The sequence below is a fragment of the Vibrio sp. 1402 genome, assembly GCF_033340275.1.
In genome coordinates this window covers 1-18,310 of sequence record NZ_JAWOWE010000005.1, presented here as the reverse complement: position 1 = coordinate 18,310, position 18,310 = coordinate 1, and the positions used below count along the sequence as shown (strand labels likewise).

Genomic DNA, 18,310 nt, shown 5'->3' with positions numbered 1-18,310 from the left:
CAATTTTGAAAAAGAGCGCCAGAAATCTTCACCCCTCCTTATCAATCGATCGTGCGCCATCAGATGTATTTATGAATTTCGAAGCGTTTCTCTCTAATACAGAAACACGAATTCATAGCCACCCTTGGGGGCAAGTGCAACTGATCAGCGGTGGGATTCTGGAGATGGATGCAGAAGACACAAGATTTCTAGCACCTCCACATCTTGCTATTTGGGTTCCCGCCGGAATTCGTCACACTAGCTACAACCGTAAGCCAATCGAATATTGTTCTTTGAATATTGCCCCTGAATTGACGGCGCATTTTCCAACTAAAACGAGCTTGATCAAAGTGACTCCAATCGTGTCATCTATTATTGAGGACTTTCGTCAGCGAGACATTAACGTGGCGCAAACTGATGAAGACAAGCGCTTGGTACAAGTGTTATTGGACCAGCTTGCAAAGCAAGAAGTCGAACATCACTTTTTACCGACTACCGACAATAAGTATCTTGAACCGATTTTAAAAGCAGTAGAAGAATCGCCGACGGATGAGATCAGTTTGGCGGAGTGGGCGGCAAAAGTGCATACCACAGAACGCACGTTAGCGAGACATTGCCAGAGTGAGTTGGGCATGAGCTTTACTGAGTGGCGCTTACGTGTGCGATATTTACATTCTATGGAGTTGCTGCGTAAAGGGCAGACCGTAAAAGAAGTCGCTCTGACGTTAGGTTATAACCAAGCCAGCCCTTTTATCGCGATGTTCAAGAAATACTCCGGCATGACACCGGAGCAATACAAGAATCGATTGTTGTAAAAGTGTAGAGTCTATTTTAAAAAAATTGACAATGCGCTGTATGATGACCGACTCGAAAAGCTGATGGTATTGGAAAGACCTACGTCTATCTTGTGTCAGATTGAGTCAGAATTATAACCTTGAGAATTCGCTTTATTATCATTGCTTTACAACATGCCTGTAAGATTCTTTAGATGATACAATGTGCTAAAGTGACAAAAAACTCAATTGACACCGCTTAGATTTAAGTATTGATTGTTATTAGTTTCTTCAGCCGCCAATTTGTCCCTACTTTTCAAGGAAGTAGAGTTGTACTGTGCAACTATAACTCTTCTACCCTCAATCGTGAGTTCCAATGTGGGTGACCATATATTCTGATCGCGATGCGTCACAATAATCACGGTCGAGTTCAATGTTTGAATATGTTGAGCAATACTTTTTTCGGTTGCTTCGTCTAATGCTGCCGTCGCTTCGTCGAAAATGAGGATTGGCGCCTTTTTAATGAGAGCTCGCGCAATTGCGACTCTCTGTCTTTCACCTCCTGACAACCCTGAGCCTCTTTGTCCTACTGTTTGATGTATTCCTTTAGGAGATGAGTCAATAAGTTTGTCCAATTGTGCGTGTCTTGCAAAGCTCTCAACTTCATAATCACTTGCATTGGGATTACCTAACCGAATGTTATCCGCCAATGTGCCAGTAAAAATGACCGGTTCTTGAGCAACATAGGCTATATGCTGGGTGAGCACGTCATAAGGGATATTCTTTAGATCTATCCCTCCGAGCGAAATAAGACCTTGGTCAGGATCATCAAACCTTAGAAACAGGCCCAGTAAAGTGCTTTTGCCACTGCCACTGACTCCATTGATGACGACGGTATCACCTTGTTTGATCTCCGTGCTAGCATCTTCAAAGAGATCTAAATGGCCCACAAGGTTCAGTTCGAACTTATGGTTTTTGGGGGAGGTTGCAAATTGAGGATTAGGCTCAGGCAGAACAGGGACATTCGTTAACTGAGCGTAATTTTTAATTGAGGATTTTACGTCGTTAATCGCAAAGCCTGCCAACGCGAGTTCACCCAAAGGTGCAGCTGCACGGGTAATCAATATCAATAAAGCCAAGACTAATAAGGGTTGAGTAATCGGCTCTAAGACGAGATAGATGGCGATACCTGCAAGGGGTAAAATCGTTGCCAATCCTGATACTAAGGTTGCGATAGAAGCGTTACGATTAATAGTTGAATGAGCTTCTTCTTGTGCGTGCCAACTCTGTTCAATACGCTCGATTGAGCGCTCAGGCCCCGCTGTTGAGCGAAGTAACTCAAGGTGATCTATGAGCTCAAGTGTTGATTTAGTCGCTTGAAGCTCTGCGTCATGTCGGTCGCTATCTGAGCGACTTAGGTATCTTTGCGCCTTGTACTGAACGAGCAGTGCAACTAGTAACAGTACGGCACTGAGTAGTGCAATTTCACCTCCTCCAACGACCCCAATACCGATAATTAAAAATATGGGTAACATTGGAGCGTGTAAAAATGTTTGTAGCTGATGAGCAGGAATGGCCATAAAGCCAGGTATTCCTCGTTCTGCTAGTTGAGTGAGCTGAGTTCTATGCTGATCATTAAACCAAGCTAACTTTGCTTTACTGAGCGAATGACCTACTGATGAATAAAGATCCCCAGCCAGTTTCGCACCAGAGAGAAATCCAGAACGAGTTACAATAACGGTAACTATCACAGTTAGAACAGCAGCTATTATGACGTTCAATGGTGAAGCTTGTTCGACAATAGATATTGCAAGAAATGTGTAAGCCGTTGCCTCAAATAATGCAACTAGTCCCCAACCTATAGCGACTCGATATAGACGGTGCTTTGCACTTTGTGGAATTGTCGAATTGGAATAGAGGGTATTGTGAGCCGTCATACTTCTTCATCCTGTCGTTGAGCCTTTCTGTTGAGCATCAATGTAGTGTCTGCAAGTTTCGCGAGTTCTGAGTCGTGAGTAATTATGATCAATATCTTGTCTTGTGTTTTCGCAAACTTCGCGAGATTTCTGATCACAGTGAAGGCCGTATTTTTATCGAGAGCACTGGTTGGTTCATCCAGTAATAGAACGTTGGCTTGAGTTAGAAATGTGTTAGCTATTGCGACACGTTGTTGCTCGCCTCCTGAAAGCACGCTTGCATCAGAATTGAGGTCAATCTTTAATTGAGCTTGTTGCAAAGCTTGGTTCAGCTCGTCGTCACTTGAACTTGGCGTTGATAGTTTCAAATTCTGCCTAATGGTAGTTTTGAGTACACCGATATCTTGGGGTACATAGCGTATGGCGGAGTATCGGGATATCTCAGAGAGTTTAGACAGTTGATTGCCTCCTAAGGTAACGAAGCCTGAAAGAGGTGTTTCTTGACCTGCTAATAGACGTAGTAACGTACTTTTGCCTGCTCCGCTAGGCCCCATGATGGCTGTAAATGAACCCCGTGGGAAGTAGTGGGAGAAGTTATCAATAATATTAACAGTTCCATTAGCCACTACGATATTTGATGCTTGTAGTGATAGCGGTTTTTCTCCCGCGCTCAAACTGCCACTTTCTATTTGTGGTTGCTGTAAAAAGTCGCTGATGTTCTTTGCAGCATTCTTTCCTGCGTTAACGTAGTCCAATCCATGGCCAAGCTTCAGTGCGGGTGATACGACGGCCAAACCAAAAAAGAATAGCGACGCCATTGCCACGGGACTTAATTCATAGCCAATGGTATAGGCCATTGCGAAAGTCGAAACCGCTTGAAGTAATGCGGTAGCAATTGCTGCTGGAAGGGCAACGCTACCAACCCATTTCACTATGCCGTGAGTAAAGCGTCTTGTGGCATCATTATAGCTGTCGAGTGCTCCTGCTTGCGTGCCGTAAATTCGATTTACTCGGATACCTCTTGTGTAGTCGTTTACTGCGGTAACGATATCACCCATTATTGTCATGCGCTCTTTGCCATGTTTAGCGGCAAACCTAGGTAAAAAGAGTAGGTAGTACAATGATGCAATTAGACCAGGGAGCAGAGTAAGCATCGCTACCGGACCTGTGAGATTCAACATGATAAAAATAGAAGTTGCGGGTACGACAATGAATGTCACGAGTTCTGAAGGCAAATGCGCAACCATGTGGTGAAGCGTGCTGATGTCTTCGGAAACTATGCGACGCAGTTGATTATCACCATATTGAGAGATGGTCTTGCTTGGCAAGCGCGTCAAGTGCTGAGCAACTTGGCGACGTAATCGAGTGGAAAACTGCGACTCGGCATCATGAACTAACCACGAGCCCACTGATGAGGCAAGTGCGCTAGCCGCCCAAAGTCCTATGGCACCGTAAATCCATTGGTTTGCAAATTTATCGATAAGGTTTATCAAGCATAGCAGTGCACCAACTTTTGCCACAGCGGCAAGTGCTTCACAAAACGTTCCCAAAGCAAGCTTCTTAATCGATGGCTTTAAGGCTGGCATTAAGCTAGGCGTAACGTAATGTTGGCTGATTTTACTTATCATATTGTCACCTTATCTAGCCTATCAAGCGAAAATAAGGAGAACGTGGTAGAGCATATTGAGCTCTTATCGTTTTTCATATAAAGCCTATGGAAGTGGACGTTGATGGATTATGTTTTGAATTAACTTTGGCCGTAGGTGTTGCGAGCTCTTTGTCTGCTTGAATGTTGAAGATGAGTACTTCCTTTGATTTGTTGTGAATTTTCATGAACAGCCAAATGGGAGTAAGTCCCCCTTAGAAGGCAGGCTAAAGGGGAGGTGGAGGGATTAGAAATCCGCAGTAGCTGACAGCATCACTGTACGTGATGCGCCAAGAGCTAGGTCCGCATAGTGGGTGGTTGTCCAGTAATCTTCATCCAGTACATTGTTTACGCTAAGGCGCCAAACCACGCTTGTTTCAGCAATTTTTGAGTTGTAGCGTGCGCCAAGATCAAGAATAGTCTGTGCAGGTAATGCCTGAGTGTTTTGTGCATCAATGTATTGTTCAGACATATAGTTCGCTTGGCCGATAAGCGTGAGATCACGCATCGCAGGGAGGTTCCATTCTAATGCGAGTTTAGCTTGTAAATCGGGTAGCTTAGTTGCTTGTTTCCCCTCCTCTGTCACATCTGTTGCTTTTGTAATCTCTGCATCTGTATAGGCGATACCACCGATGAGTGTATAGTCCTTTGATAGTGTGCCGTAGAACCCCCATTCAATACCGCGATTGCGCTGTTCACCACCGAAAGAAAAAATGTTGGTATCCGGATCTTGGTACCCATTTGGCTTTTTAATCTCAAATAAACTGAACGTATGAGCAAAGCCGTCCAGGTCAAGCTTCACGCCTGCTTCAGTCTGTTTGGTTTTTTGGGGTTCAAAAGCCTCTCCTGCGTTTGCAGCGCTAGAGCCTGCTGTTTTCCCATTCGTTAAGCCTTCGGTGTAGTTACCATAAAGCGAAACTGAGCTCGAAACTTTGTATAATGCTGCAAGTGCGGGAGTGTAAGTACTTTCCTTAAACTTGGTGGTAGGAAGCGACATTCCGTTCATTATTATTCCAGATTCATAATCAATGCTCTGGTAACGCAAGCCGAGCGTGATTTGGTATTTCCCATCAACAAAAGATAACGTATCGGCAATGCCATAGCTGACCTGAGTTGAATCGATAGGTAAACCATAGTAGTTGTCGTAAACTGAATTTTCTGGTCCCCAAACAGGATCATAAATATTCGAGTTCCAAGGGGCTGGATTATTATTACCTGTTGGAGAATCATTTTTATCTTCTCTAAAGTAAGTACTATTCAGTACAAGGTGGTGTTCTACTGGGCCAGTGTCAAAGTTGCTACGAACACCTATCTCACCTGAAGTCCGTTTGTTCTCAAGCTTAACTGATCCGAGAGATACCTCTAGGTTACCCTCGTTATCGATGATTTTGATTCGTTGCGGTACATTTGAATGAAAATCTGTACGGCTACCACCCAATGCGCTGTATACAGTTACAGAGTCACTAACGCTTAGCTCCCCGCGAATCATCATCCCTTTATCTTCGCTATCATTGTAGGCCCAACTTGGCGTCAATAATGTGTCAGATGGAGGAGGTGATGGGATTTTGAGACCAGAAGCGATGCTTAACCCACGGTTTGCACCTTCAACTCGCTCTGTACTGTAGTAAAAATCTGCTTCAAGGAAAGCAATGTCATTACGCCAATCAAGGCTTAATGATGCAAGTTGAGTTTTGTTGCTTTGGTTGTTTATCGCGGTGTCTCCATCTTTAAATGCACCGTTGAAACGAATACCAAATTCTTCATTTGTACCAAAGCGACGTCCAATATCGATATGTCCTCCGAATTGAGTGTCCGATAAGTAGCTGCTGGTGAAAGATGTGATTGGTGTTTCTTGTGCTCTTTTTGTCACTAAGTTGATGGTGCCACCAACAGATCCATTCGGTGGCATACCGTTGAGCAAAGAAGCAGGACCTTTAAGTACATCAATACGTTGATACATTTCAGGAGAGGTTCGGTAATAAGGAGCGATACCATACAATCCATTAAACATAACGTCGCTAATGTCTGAGTTGAAACCTCTTATTTTGAAACTTTCTTTGTTTAAGCCGGTTTCACCGCTGGTGAAAACAGAGGGATCAGAAGCTGAGATTACATCTGAGATATCGCGTGCTTGTTGGTCTTGAATGTGTTTTTCTGTGTATCCAATCGTATTGAAAGGCGTTTCCATGAAGTTTTTGTCGCCAAGCATTCCTATATTACTCGCGTGAGAAACTTTGCCAGCGGCATAAACTCTGTTTGCTTCACCATAAACTGTCATTGATTCATCTACGACTTCTTCAGCTTGAGCGATACTAATTGGTACGACAAAAGTACTAAATTGAAGTGAAATAAAGAGGGCGATATGACATGGGCTTGGTTTGTTTTTCTGTGAAGAGTCCATCGCTATCTGATGATAGTCATGAGTCATTATAGATTCCTTTTCTTTGTTTGGGCTAGCTCACATCCGTTCTGACGTCGATTGAGTGTTGAATTACTTAAGATCCAACTCATTGTTATTAGATTTAGCTTTGGTAACCTTTTAGGATGTCTTTAATTATGATTTTCAGAGATGTGATGCTTGCTGAAGTGATGTACCAAGCATCGGCATCAACAAAAACGACGTTGTCGTTTTTCCATGCTTTGGTTTGACGGAGTAGTGGGTTTGCTAAGTGTTCCGCATCAATGACAGGCTTTCCTTCCATTACTGCTGTTCGATCAATGATGTAAAGAATGTCTGGATCAGCTTGGCTAATGAACTCGCTAGAAATTGGCTGACCATGCAAACCTGTCTCCACTTTTTCACTCGCTGGTTTTACCCCCAGAACATCGAAAACGAAGCCATAACGAGACTCAACGCCAAATGAGCTGAAAGCACCATTGTTATGCATGACAACCAAAGCTTTTTCAGAACGCTCTTTCGTAACAGCGCGCACTTCTGCGACTTTTGCATCGATTTCGGCAACTTTCTGTTGGGCTAGCTCCTGCTTTTCAAAGATCTCACCAAGCTCTACAAGGTGTTTCTTAATGGTATCGACGTGATGGTCACGACTATTACGGTAGTTGATGTCAAAATGTAAAGTCGGAGCGAGTTGAGAGAGTTCTTCATACTGATTAGCATGTAGCGGAGTCATCAATACGAGATCTGGTTTTAGGGCATAGATCTTTTCCATATTAGGCTGAACTATCGCACCAAGATCCGCTATCTCAGGTGTGTCTTTGTATTTCGCTAGAAAGTGAGGAACAAAGTCTTTCACCATTCCTGAGATTGGAACATTTAGCTGATCTAAAAAGTCCACTTCGTTCATATCTAATGCTGCCACTCGTTGAGGGCGATGAGAAATAGTAGTTGCTCCGAGATTGTGTTCAATCACGATGAGCTTTTCTAATGGCTGAGTATCTTCAATTTTAATTATTTCCGGCTCGCAACCTGATAAGGTTCCTAGAGCGCAGCAAGCAAGCGCGATACTCAAACGTAGGGGGCTCTTAAACATGGGGTATTTCCTTTTTGTCAGTGAGTTGTCTTTAAACAGGCGAGTAACAGTTTTCATATGTGGCTTCTTGTTCTTATCGTGATGGCTAGGAAATATCCCCCACAAAGGACATTCACCAAAATAGAGACGGTGGTTTTAAAGTTAAATAAGTGCTCTACCAGAAGTTGACCAGACAAGAACATGACAATTGCAATAGCACAAGCAACGAGCAATATGTGTCTGTAGTTCGGTGCGCTAGTAACGGAATAAGCAATATTGGCAATAAAAATTCCCATAAAAGCCGTTGGGCCAATCAAGCTCGTCGAAATTGCTACTAAAATGGCGATTACAGCAAAGAACTTTGGTACATATTGCTTATCATTTAGTCCTAATGACATCGCTTGGTCTCGACCTAGACCTATCACATCTAGCTCGCGTGACCATCTGTTAGCAAAGAGTGCCAAAACGCTTAACGCAATACTGGAAAAAAGTAACGTAGAAGGTTTCGCTCGCTCAAACGAGGTATAGCTGAGCCCTTGAAGGATAGAGAATTCTCCAGGGCTTATTCTGAGCTGGATAAATTGAGCAAGAGTTGTCAGCACCATTGTCAAAACAAAGCCAATCAGCAGAACTTGGTGCATGTCATGTTTAAATCTATTGAGTACCCAAGATTGAATCGCTAAGGAATACAACAGAATGAGTATTGCAGAGACAGCGAAATTACCGACAACACCTAATGTAGCAATGCCAGAAGTGCCCCCTAGTAATAAGAGTAGGGTTTGCCAAACCAGATAAACCGACTCATATCCCATAATGGATGGCGTAAGAATACGATTACCAGCTAAAGCTTGGAAAATAACAGCAGAGATGGCCACGCAGCTGCTCCCAATAACTATGGCACCAAGTTTAATCAGCCTCTTAGGGATGACGTAATCAAAATCCCACCCAGAGCTTGTAAAGATAAAGGCGATAGACAGTATGCAAACGAGTATAATGCTCACTCGCATGTTTGAGTAATGTGATCTCATACTCGTGCTCCTTTCAAAAGAAACACAAGAAACATGACTCCCCCGATGGCACTGGCTGTTAATCCAATTGGGACTTCAAAAGGAAAGGCAACAACTCTGCCTATGACATCGCAAAAAATAAGTAACGAAGCGCCGCCTAGTGCAACGATTGGTAGGGTGTTTTTAAGGTGATCGCCATATTTTAGTGCGACTAGGTTAGGTATGACTAAACCGATAAAATGAATGGCACCTACGGTCACCACTGTTATAGCAACTGTCACGGAAACTAGCATTAGACCCAAGGCGGCAGTGAACGCAATATTAATTCCTAAGTTGGACGCAACATCTTCGCCCATTCCCATCACAGTAAACTTATGTGCATATAAGTAAGTCAGTAGGGTGATGGGTAAAATCAAGAAAATTATTTCATAGTGTTCTTGGACCACTTTGGAGAAATCTCCCATTAACCAACCGGACATACTCTGTAAGATGTTGTTTTGATAAGCATAAAACTCCGCTATAGCACTTAGTACACTACCAAACATAAGCCCAATCACAGGTATTAACGCAGAGTTACTGAATTTAATTTTCCGTACGATGGCAATGTAGATAAGGCCAGCGGCGAAGCAAAATAGTACGGCGAAGAGCATACGTTCAAGCTTGTCTGAGGATGGAAGCATGACGATAGATACCAAAATACCGAGCTTTGCCGCATCGATACCGCCTGTGGTGCCCGGCTCAACAAAACGATTTCTAACAATATGTTGAAGAATAACACCACATATTGCGAGACCAGATCCGGTAAGAATTAGTGCGATTAGCCTTGGTAATCTGCTAGCAGTAATCGGTAGCCAAGCTTTGTCATCCATGGTCAGCAATAACGACCAATCTAGTTGGTTTGCGCCGACGAAAATTGAAGTTAAGCACAGTATAAAAAACAGGCTTACTACGTGAATACTCATACAGAATCTGCCCCAAAATAAAATGAGTTTCTCTTAACTTATGACTTGGGGATGGAATACGAATAATGAATATCTATTCGCATATAGGTTCTAAATTCCAACAAAACATAACCAAGTTATTTTTTATAAACATTAAGGTCACAATCCAGCCCTCAAAGTATCACTAGGCCATACCTAAAAATTCAACGTGCTGATTTGGCTTTAAAACTGGATTAACTAGCAAAAGAAAAGTGCCGCTTTCAATGCAAAGAGAAAGAGGTTCTCGATTTAAAATACAAATGATAATTATTTTCATTATATCTTTGTTTTTTCGGTTAAGCAATGAGGTTCATATATGTTTCTCTAAAAAGATCAATCGCGTATAAAAAACAAGGCAATGGCTAATGCATGTGCTTTTGGGTAAGTGATTAAAAAATAAAGCCAAAGAGCATTAAGCTTTCTTATTGTTTAAGGATGTTTTTCGCTTCAGAAGCTCGTTGGTTGAGGTTTGATTTAAATGGTATGACGATAGTTTGTTCAGGAAGAGGAGTTAGTAGTGACGATGATGTCTAGATGTCGTTTGTATTTTAGGATTTATTAGATACCGCATTAAAATAGCGTCATAAAGTCGTGATGCTTCGCATCTTCAGTGTTAGCGATGTTAATGCGGTAATTTCTAATAAACTAGCGGATTAATGTCTCAACTTGCTTTTGGAGCAAAGTAAAGCTGATTCACAATTCAAAGACATCGTCAGTTGCTTTATTGTTAACCTGTGTTATTCGAGCTTACTTAGTACGTAATTCAAACCACCCACCACGGCTGCAACCTGTGCATCGTTACATTCTTCGTCGGTCACCGTTGGGCTGTCTGGGTACACTTCCGTTGTCGTGCCGTAAACGCAATTTGTTACGCCGCCACACAGGCCCAGTTTTACCATTGGGTAGTTGATAACGCCAAACTGTACGACGGGTGAACCGATGATTTCGCCGTTTTCATCTGCTGGTGCAATGTGAGTCACTTTTGCAACTGACTCAATGACCGCTTTTTGGAAGTCAGGCTGAGGGTTTTCACTATCTCCCACCGTGTAAAAGCCATCTGGGATCATACCTTCAATGTACTCAATACCATCACGAGCAGCTAAGGCTGGACGGAACTCAGTTTCGTCAGAGTCTGTCGTTTCATGTAGATCAATGTGCATTAACACATCGCCTAAAGTTGCAACGAGCTTCATGAGGTTAGCGGACTCTTCGGCAGGGCTATCCTTATAGAAAGAGCGGTTTGGATCAATCGCGTTTGGATTCCAGCGGTTGATCACCTCGTAACCCCAAGGGCTTACGCAGGGTGCAACGACAATATTGAAATGCTCTGCATAGCGCTCTGCTTCTGTTTCTACAAACTTTAATGCGCCATGTACACCGCTGGTTTCGTAACCGTGCACGCCGCCTGTGACCAACACAGCAGGTTTAGTTGAATCCCAATTGCGTGTTTTGATACAAAACAGAGGGAAGCGTGCCTCGTTGTATGAGAGCGCACCATATTGTTCAACATCAAAACGCTCGCGTAGGGCATCGATTTTACTGACGACTTCATCTTGGTAGCTACGTTTTACTTCTTGCGTTGCTAACCAAGCTTTACGTTCTTCTTCGTTCCAAGGTTGGCCAGGAGTACCGATCGGGTAAATGTATCCACTTTTCATCTATACTTTTTCTTTTGACTGCTGAAAGGTATCACAAGACTAGACCTGTCTTATCTTTACGGCAATATAAAACACCATTTGGGGTGGTATTCTTTGCAAAATCATCACTTTGATGAGTGATTCATTGGTGTTACATTTTGTTACTTACTCAATTTCATATAAGAGACAAAAAATGGCTGGAGCAAGTTTACTCACACTGTTGGACGATATTGCCACGGTGCTTGATGATGTCGCCTTAATGTCAAAAATGGCTGCAAAGAAAACCGCAGGTGTGTTGGGAGATGATCTAGCGTTAAACGCTCAACAAGTGTCTGGTGTTGCATCTGAGCGAGAGATTCCAGTGGTTTGGGCGGTTGCAAAAGGCTCATTCAAAAATAAATTGATTTTGGTTCCTTCTGCTTTACTTATTAGCGCCATTATTCCATGGCTTATCATGCCATTATTGCTAATTGGCGGCTTATTTCTCTGCTTTGAAGGGGCAGAGAAAGTACTTGAGAAAGTGTTTCCTCACTCGCATCCGCACGAAGAAAAAGAGGAGCTAGTTAATACTGGCGAGTCGATAGAAGAGTATGAAAAGCGTAAAGTTTCTGGTGCGATTCGAACAGACTTTATCCTTTCAGCAGAGATCATCGTGATTGCGTTAGGTACCGTGACAGGAGCCAGTCTTGTTACGCAAATTTTAGTTGTCAGTTTAATTGCAGTGATTATGACGGTTGGAGTTTATGGACTAGTCGCTGGGATTGTGAAGCTAGATGATTTAGGCCTTTACCTTGAAAGTCGCTCAAACGGTAAAGGTTGGGTGGCGAAAGTCGGAGGGGCCTTGGTCGCTTTTGCACCAAAGTTGATGAAGTTGTTAACCATTGTAGGAACTGCTGCGATGTTTTTGGTGGGTGGGGGAATTGTGGTGCACAACGTGCCAGCCATTCATCACTTTGTAGAGCCGATTATTATGAACTTTAGTGGTCATTCGGTTGCTACAGCCATTTTGCCTATTTTATTGAACGGTATTATCGGCTTTGTGGCGGGGTTGGTTGTGGTTGCGGTATGGACGATGGTTGAAAAGCTTCGTGGTCAATAATCACATCTAAAACATGAGACGATAATAACAAGGGTCATGACTTCTTTTTACAAAAAGCATGACCCTGTTTTATAGGTGAAATGTCAGTAAAGTACTTACTTCACTTTCCACTCGATCTGTTCATTTGCTCGAATAGGCACAACGATATCATTGCCAAATGGCATCGTTTCTGGCACATCCCAAGCGGATTTTTCTAACGTTACCGTATCTGTGTTACGTGCAATGCAGTAAAAATCAGGACCGTTGAAGCTTGCGAAAGCTTCCAAGTTTTCCAACTTGCCTTCTTTTTCGAAGACTTCTGCATAAAGCTCTAGCGCAGCGTGTGCAGTGTAAGAACCAGCACAACCGCAAGCCGATTCTTTTGCCCCTTTCGCATGTGGCGCTGAGTCTGTACCTAGGAAAAACTTCTTGCTACCACTAGTTGCTGCTTCGATCAGCGCTTGCTGGTGGGTTCCGCGCTTAAGAATTGGCAAACAGTAGAAATGAGGTTTAATACCACCCACAAGCATGTGGTTACGGTTGAAAAGAAGGTGGTGGGCAGTGATGGTAGCCGCTACGTTGTCTGAGGCATTGTTAACGAAGTTTGCTGCGTCGGCGGTGGTGATATGTTCTAGTACGATTTTAAGATTAGGGAAATCATTGACGATAGGAGCGAGGACGGTATCAAGGAATTCTTTCTCTCGGTCGAATATATCAACATCGTGATGTGTTACCTCCCCATGAACCAAAAGTAACATTCCTACTTCTTCCATTGCTTCTAAAACGTGATAAATGTTCTTCGCATTGGTCACACCGGAATCTGAGTTTGTGGTAGCGCCTGCAGGATAGAGCTTGGCAGCAACAATGTGTCCGGTTGCTTTAGCCTTACGTATTTCGTCTGGTGTCGTGTTATCTGTAAGGTAAAGCGCCATTAAAGGCTCAAACTGTTCGCCATGTTGCTCTTTGAGAATTCGGTCACGGTAGGCTAGGGCGAGCTCAGTTGTAGTAACAGGTGGGACGGTATTTGGCATAATCAGCGCACGGCCATTGTAGCGGCTGATGTCGCGAACGGTGTCTTTAAGAACTTCCCCATCGCGTAAGTGAACGTGCCAGTCGTCAGGACGAGTGATAGTCAGTGTTGTCATTAATTGCTCCCACCATTGAAAAGTTGTCTGATTGGAGCCTAAGCGCCGTATTTGCTTTTGAGCAAACGCTTGCGCTTAGGCGACAGGATGATAGAGGAATTGCCCTCATATTTCATCCCATTTTTCAATTTTATAAAGAGTGAGAGTGTAAGTGGTTACTTCATTGTTAACCAAAGCGCGTGGATCGTACCTGGTAGAAAGAAGAAACACGTCAATATTAGATTAATCAAAAAGTCTTTATTTAGACCTTTCTCCATAAACACCGCGACAGGCGGAAGAAAGATACATAACAAAATCAGAACCAGTTTTCTTGTATCCATAATTAAGCTCCAAATCGATAAATGGGAGTAGTGATAACTTGGGTGAATTATGTGTGTCGTATCACACTTTATCAAACGGTATTTGGTCAGAACGGTGTTAAAAAACGCGAATGTTGAGTGTAGTAAATACTTGTCACTAAAACCAAATTTATAAGAATATGGTTTCGAGAAAGTTGCGATGGATGAAGAGGCAGTAGACTCTGCAACTTAATGTGATTTGAGTATACAATACCGCAACAAATAAAAAACACCCGTAGGAAGAAGGCAATGTCGCAACCCGTTTTATCCCAAATTAATGTTTTTCCGGTTAAGTCAGTTGGCGGATTATCGCTGTCGTCCGTATGGGTTGAGAAGCAAGGATTGAGCTTCGATCGTCGCTTTATGATTGCGAAAGCTGATGGCTCGATGATCACTGCGCGAAAGTATCCGCAAATGGTAACCATTAAGTCTGCCTTATTGTCCGATGGAGTGGTGTTTAGTAGTTTGGGTATGGAGCCACTTAAAATCCGTTACCAAGATTTCAAAATGCAGGAGACACCTGCAACGGTTTGGAAAGATACATTTACTGCCTATACCACGACAGATGATGCAGATGACTGGTTTAGTCTTGTTTTGGGGCAGCGCGTTGAGTTGTTATTTAGTGGTGAGCAATCGAATCGTGTCCGTGAAAAGCTAGGTCAAAACGTCAGTTTTGCTGATGGTTATCCGGTTTTAGTGATCAGCCAAGCTTCACTTGATGAGCTGAATCGAAGAAGTTCAGAGCTGCACTCAATGGATCAGTTTCGTACTAACTTAGTTGTCTCTGATACTAAGCCATTTGAAGAAGATTCATGGAAGCGCATACGAATCGGTGAGGTAGAGTTTGAGTCTCTCAAACCTTGCGAGCGCTGTATCCTGACTACGGTGAATACCCAAAGAGGCACATTCCGTGAGAGCAAAGAGCCGCTCAAAACCTTGCAACAGTTCCGTGCAAACGATGTCGGTGGTGTGTTCTTTGGCCAGAATCTTGTCGCGCGAAATGAAGGCATTATTCGTCAAGGCGATAAAGTTGAAGTATTGGAGTACAAAGAGCCGGAGTTTTACGCAGATAACTCGCCAGTGCGCATGAAGCTTACATGTGTTGAGCGTGAAGAAATTGCCCAAGACTTTGTGACCTTATGGTTAGAGCCAAACAAAGGTTCGTTGCCTAATTACTTGCCAGGACAACACCTGCCAATAGAGGTGAATATTGATAGTAAGAAAGTGGGTCGACGCTATACCTTATCATCCAGTCCTTCTCGTCCGGGTCGTTATGCTATTTCTGTAAAGCGTATCGCGGGCGGAAGAGTCTCTAACTCACTCTTAGACAACTTACAAGTCGGTGATGTTTTAGAGGCAGAACAACCTGACGGTCAGTTCCACCTTAAAACGCATGAAGCGCAGCCTCTGCTGTTACTCTCTGCGGGTAGCGGAGTAACACCAATGTTATCAATGGTGCGTTACTTAGCGGATCATAATCAGTTGGAGAACGTGGTTTTCTACCATCAATGTCGGACCGAAAATGATATTCCTTGTCGCTCAGAGTTGGAGCAGTTAAAGCGTGAGCACCCAGGGCTAGAAGTAAAAGTCTGTTTAACGCAGCCTGCCGTTGATTGGTTTGGGTTAAAAGGGCGTTTAAGTTTGTCACACATTAAGCAAATCAAAGATGTTGAACAGCGCCAAGTGTTTGTGTGTGGCCCGGATGGCTTTATGGATAAAGCAAAAAGTCTTCTACTAAGAAAAGGGCTGCCAGAGGAAAACTACCATCAAGAAGCGTTTGGAGTTTCTTCTCTTACGTCAAAGCCAGAGAAGAGTCTCGCTATTGACTTTAATGGAACTAAATTCGTAGGCAACAACCAAAAAACGTTGTTAGATCAGCTCGAAGATGCTGGGAAGGTCATCAGCAATAGCTGTCGTGCAGGCTTATGTGGTGCCTGTAAAGTTCAGCTTACGTCGGGTCAAGTACATCATCCGGACGTGCCCGCGTTGACTGATGAGGAACGTGCAATGGGAACCGTATTGGCGTGTTGTGCTGTGCCAGAGACGGACGTAACAGTAACCAACTAGGCGAGAGCAACTTTGTCCTTCGACAAAAACTGTTCCTAGACAAAAAAACGCTGCTATTTTTAGCAGCGTTTTGAGTTTTAAAGAGAGCTGAAAATATCGCTTAGTCGTAAATCGTCGGGATTGGCTGGCGTTTGTGCTGCGTTGCTTTGTAAATCGCTACCAGACGGTCACTAACTTGCTGTGGAACAGGTTTGCCCTCTAAGAAGTCGTCGATTTGCTCGTAAGTTAGGCTTAGGGCATCTTCATCTGCTTTCTGTGGAGCAAGCTCTTCTAAGTCTGCTGTTGGCACTTTCTTCACTAGTTGCTCAGGTGCACCCAATGTAGCAGCCACTTCACGAACTTGGCGTTTACTTAATCCGAACAATGGTGCCATGTCACAAGCGCCATCACCAAATTTAGTGTAGAAACCAGTGATGTTTTCTGCTGAGTGATCAGTACCAAGAACAAGGCCGCCTACGTAGCCCGCGATCTCGTATTGAGCAACCATGCGAGCACGCGCTTTTACATTGCCTTTTACGAAGTCGACTTTTGCTGCATCAGTTGGTAGAAGATCTGTGCCTTCTAATGCAACGTGAGAAGCCGAATGAAGCCCGTCAACACCTGCTTTGATGTTCACCGATACAGAATGGGTTGGCTGGATAAAAGACAGAGCGAGCTGAGCCTCATCTTCATCTTTTTGCTCCCCGTAAGGCAGGCGAACTGCGATAAATTGGTAGCTGTTGTTGCCCGCTTCTTCGTTCAGTTGGTCTACAGCCAACTGAGCTAAACGACCACATGTCGTTGAGTCAACGCCACCGCTGATGCCAAGAACAAGAGACTTACAGCCCGCTTCTTGCAATTTACGCTTAATAAAAGCGACACGGCGTTCAATTTCAAAATGCGGATCAATTGAAGGGAGTACGCGCATTTCGTCACGGATGGATTGTTCCATTTAGGGTTCCTTTTCCTGCAAATATTTCAGACTCTAAAGCACATTTGCTCAAATGGTGATAAACCATACAGTTGAGGCTCATTAAATGCGACTTTAGGGTCAAAAGCTGTAAAGATTAGTAGTATCATACCGAAATCATCAGATTAGAAAACTCTCTTCAACCAGGTAATCACCGGATATGAAAAAAATCGCCATTTTTGGTAGTGCATTTAACCCACCTAGTTTAGGGCATAAAAGTGTTATTGAGTCTTTGAGCCACTTTGATCTTGTGCTACTTGAGCCAAGCATTGCACACGCTTGGGGCAAGAACATGCTTGATTACCCAACTCGGTGCAAAATGGTTGACGCGTTCATCAAGGATATGGGGCTTTCTAATGTTCAGCGTTCTGATGCGGAGCAAGCTTTATACCAACCTGGACAAAGTGTGACGACCTATGCGTTGTTAGAAAAAATTCAAGAAATCTACCCAACTGCCGATATAACTTTTGTCATTGGTCCTGATAATTTCTTCAAATTTGCTAAATTTAGTAGAGCTGAAGAGATTACGGAACGTTGGACTGTTATGGCATGTCCTGAAAAAGTAAAAGTCAGAAGCACAGATATTCGCAAAGCATTGGCCGAGGGTGAAGAGATCGGTGCCTATACAACACCTTCCGTACGTGATTTATTACTTAGTAAAGGCTTATACAGAGAAACATTGTCTGGGAACTGAGAGGTCAGATTTTCATGGTCAGAGTCGTTTTATTTAGTGCATGTGCGCTGCTTGTGGTGACACAAGCTCATTCCGCGTGTAACTATTTTTCTGATCGTTCCGTGGTGTTTGAAGATAACACTCTTCCAATCTGTGAAGAAATTTTAGATTCCATCGGCGTGTTAAGTACTGAAGCATTGATTTGGTATGCAGCGGAAGCGAAGCTTGAAGGACCAACAGAAAACTATTGGGAGGAGTGGGCGATTAAGCCGGAAGACACCCCACTTCTAACTCAAAACTTAGAAAAGAATTACTTTGGTCTTGGTTTTTGGATGCCGGAAGAGCTTCGAGACGAAGAGAGTAAAATGGATACAGAAGAGTGGCTTCGTAGTCACGGGTTGATGTTCAGCGTTGGTTTTGGTGATAAATCCGACGGGCAGCCAAGAATGCGGTTTGATTATCGTTGGCACGAATATTATGACGCTGACTGGATGATGCAGATAGAGGTACCTTTCTAGACACCTCAAGCAAATGAAAAAAGGGCGTACATTATCAATGTACGCCCTTTTTGTTTTAATTGTGCCGTCCTAAATAAGGTTGACACTTTCTACCCCCAAAATTGGAGAGTGTTATGAAATCAACAACTAAAAGAA

General features: G+C 43.4%; 15 protein-coding genes. 5 read left to right on the top strand and 10 right to left on the bottom strand.

All coding sequences use genetic code 11. From position 1 onward, the window contains the following. Positions 1–5: 5 nt before the first annotated feature. Positions 6–794: an AraC family transcriptional regulator gene (locus R7044_RS11135; protein ID WP_005385013.1), complete on the top strand. Its 789-nt coding sequence runs from the start codon at positions 6–8 to the stop codon at positions 792–794. Between the two features lie 203 nt (positions 795–997). Here R7044_RS11135 and R7044_RS11130 read toward each other — a convergent pair whose 3' ends face one another. The 7 genes from R7044_RS11130 to R7044_RS11100 all read right to left on the bottom strand — a co-directional run bounded on the left by R7044_RS11130 (position 998) and on the right by R7044_RS11100 (position 11,428). Continuing rightward, entirely contained in the window at positions 998–2,689 is a 1,692-nt protein-coding gene (locus R7044_RS11130) for an ABC transporter ATP-binding protein (RefSeq protein WP_033906768.1), read from the bottom strand. Continuing rightward, positions 2,686–4,296: an ATP-binding cassette domain-containing protein gene (locus R7044_RS11125; RefSeq protein WP_005375287.1), complete on the bottom strand. Its 1,611-nt coding sequence runs from the start codon at positions 4,294–4,296 to the stop codon at positions 2,686–2,688. The genes R7044_RS11130 and R7044_RS11125 overlap by 4 nt, the downstream gene beginning before the upstream one ends. A 264-nt stretch (positions 4,297–4,560) precedes the next feature. Further along, entirely contained in the window at positions 4,561–6,741 is a 2,181-nt protein-coding gene (locus tag R7044_RS11120; RefSeq protein ID WP_225455576.1) for a TonB-dependent receptor, read from the bottom strand. Between the two features lie 94 nt (positions 6,742–6,835). Continuing rightward, positions 6,836–7,804, bottom strand: coding sequence for a siderophore ABC transporter substrate-binding protein (locus tag R7044_RS11115; protein WP_033906770.1), 969 nt, complete (start codon positions 7,802–7,804; stop codon positions 6,836–6,838). 53 nt (positions 7,805–7,857) lie between these two features. Continuing rightward, positions 7,858–8,811, bottom strand: a complete 954-nt coding sequence (locus R7044_RS11110; protein ID WP_033906771.1) for an iron chelate uptake ABC transporter family permease subunit — start codon at positions 8,809–8,811, stop codon at positions 7,858–7,860. Further along, the gene (locus tag R7044_RS11105) at positions 8,808–9,752 is read right to left on the bottom strand and encodes an ABC transporter permease (protein ID WP_033906772.1); all 945 of its coding nucleotides are present in this window, start codon (positions 9,750–9,752) and stop codon (positions 8,808–8,810) included. The genes R7044_RS11110 and R7044_RS11105 overlap by 4 nt, the downstream gene beginning before the upstream one ends. Before the next feature lie 755 nt (positions 9,753–10,507). Further along, positions 10,508–11,428, bottom strand: coding sequence for a M14 family metallocarboxypeptidase (locus R7044_RS11100; protein ID WP_017821243.1), 921 nt, complete (start codon positions 11,426–11,428; stop codon positions 10,508–10,510). Between the two features lie 172 nt (positions 11,429–11,600). On the opposite strand from R7044_RS11100, the gene R7044_RS11095 reads away from it, so the two are divergent. After that, on the top strand, positions 11,601–12,506 hold the full coding sequence (locus R7044_RS11095) for a DUF808 domain-containing protein (protein ID WP_017821242.1): 906 nt from the start codon (positions 11,601–11,603) through the stop codon (positions 12,504–12,506). A gap of 95 nt (positions 12,507–12,601) precedes the next feature. Here R7044_RS11095 and pyrC read toward each other — a convergent pair whose 3' ends face one another. Both pyrC and R7044_RS11085 read right to left on the bottom strand, forming a co-directional pair. Further along, positions 12,602–13,630, bottom strand: coding sequence for a dihydroorotase (pyrC, locus tag R7044_RS11090; protein WP_017821241.1), 1,029 nt, complete (start codon positions 13,628–13,630; stop codon positions 12,602–12,604). 155 nt (positions 13,631–13,785) lie between these two features. Further along, on the bottom strand, positions 13,786–13,950 hold the full coding sequence (locus tag R7044_RS11085) for a YqaE/Pmp3 family membrane protein (RefSeq protein ID WP_005375297.1): 165 nt from the start codon (positions 13,948–13,950) through the stop codon (positions 13,786–13,788). A gap of 267 nt (positions 13,951–14,217) precedes the next feature. Here R7044_RS11085 and R7044_RS11080 point away from each other — a divergent pair, with 267 nt between their 5' ends. Then, a complete protein-coding gene (locus R7044_RS11080) occupies positions 14,218–16,035 on the top strand; it encodes a hybrid-cluster NAD(P)-dependent oxidoreductase (RefSeq protein ID WP_033906774.1) in 1,818 nt (605 codons plus the stop codon). 100 nt (positions 16,036–16,135) lie between these two features. Here R7044_RS11080 and nadE read toward each other — a convergent pair whose 3' ends face one another. Next, positions 16,136–16,966, bottom strand: coding sequence for an ammonia-dependent NAD(+) synthetase (gene nadE / locus R7044_RS11075; RefSeq protein WP_005375299.1), 831 nt, complete (start codon positions 16,964–16,966; stop codon positions 16,136–16,138). A gap of 178 nt (positions 16,967–17,144) precedes the next feature. On the opposite strand from nadE, the gene R7044_RS11070 reads away from it, so the two are divergent. After that, positions 17,145–17,678, top strand: a complete 534-nt coding sequence (locus tag R7044_RS11070) for a nicotinate-nicotinamide nucleotide adenylyltransferase (protein WP_005375300.1) — start codon at positions 17,145–17,147, stop codon at positions 17,676–17,678. A 14-nt stretch (positions 17,679–17,692) separates the two neighbouring features. Continuing rightward, positions 17,693–18,175, top strand: a complete 483-nt coding sequence (locus R7044_RS11065) for a hypothetical protein (RefSeq protein WP_017635276.1) — start codon at positions 17,693–17,695, stop codon at positions 18,173–18,175. The last annotated feature ends 135 nt before the right edge of the window (positions 18,176–18,310 follow it).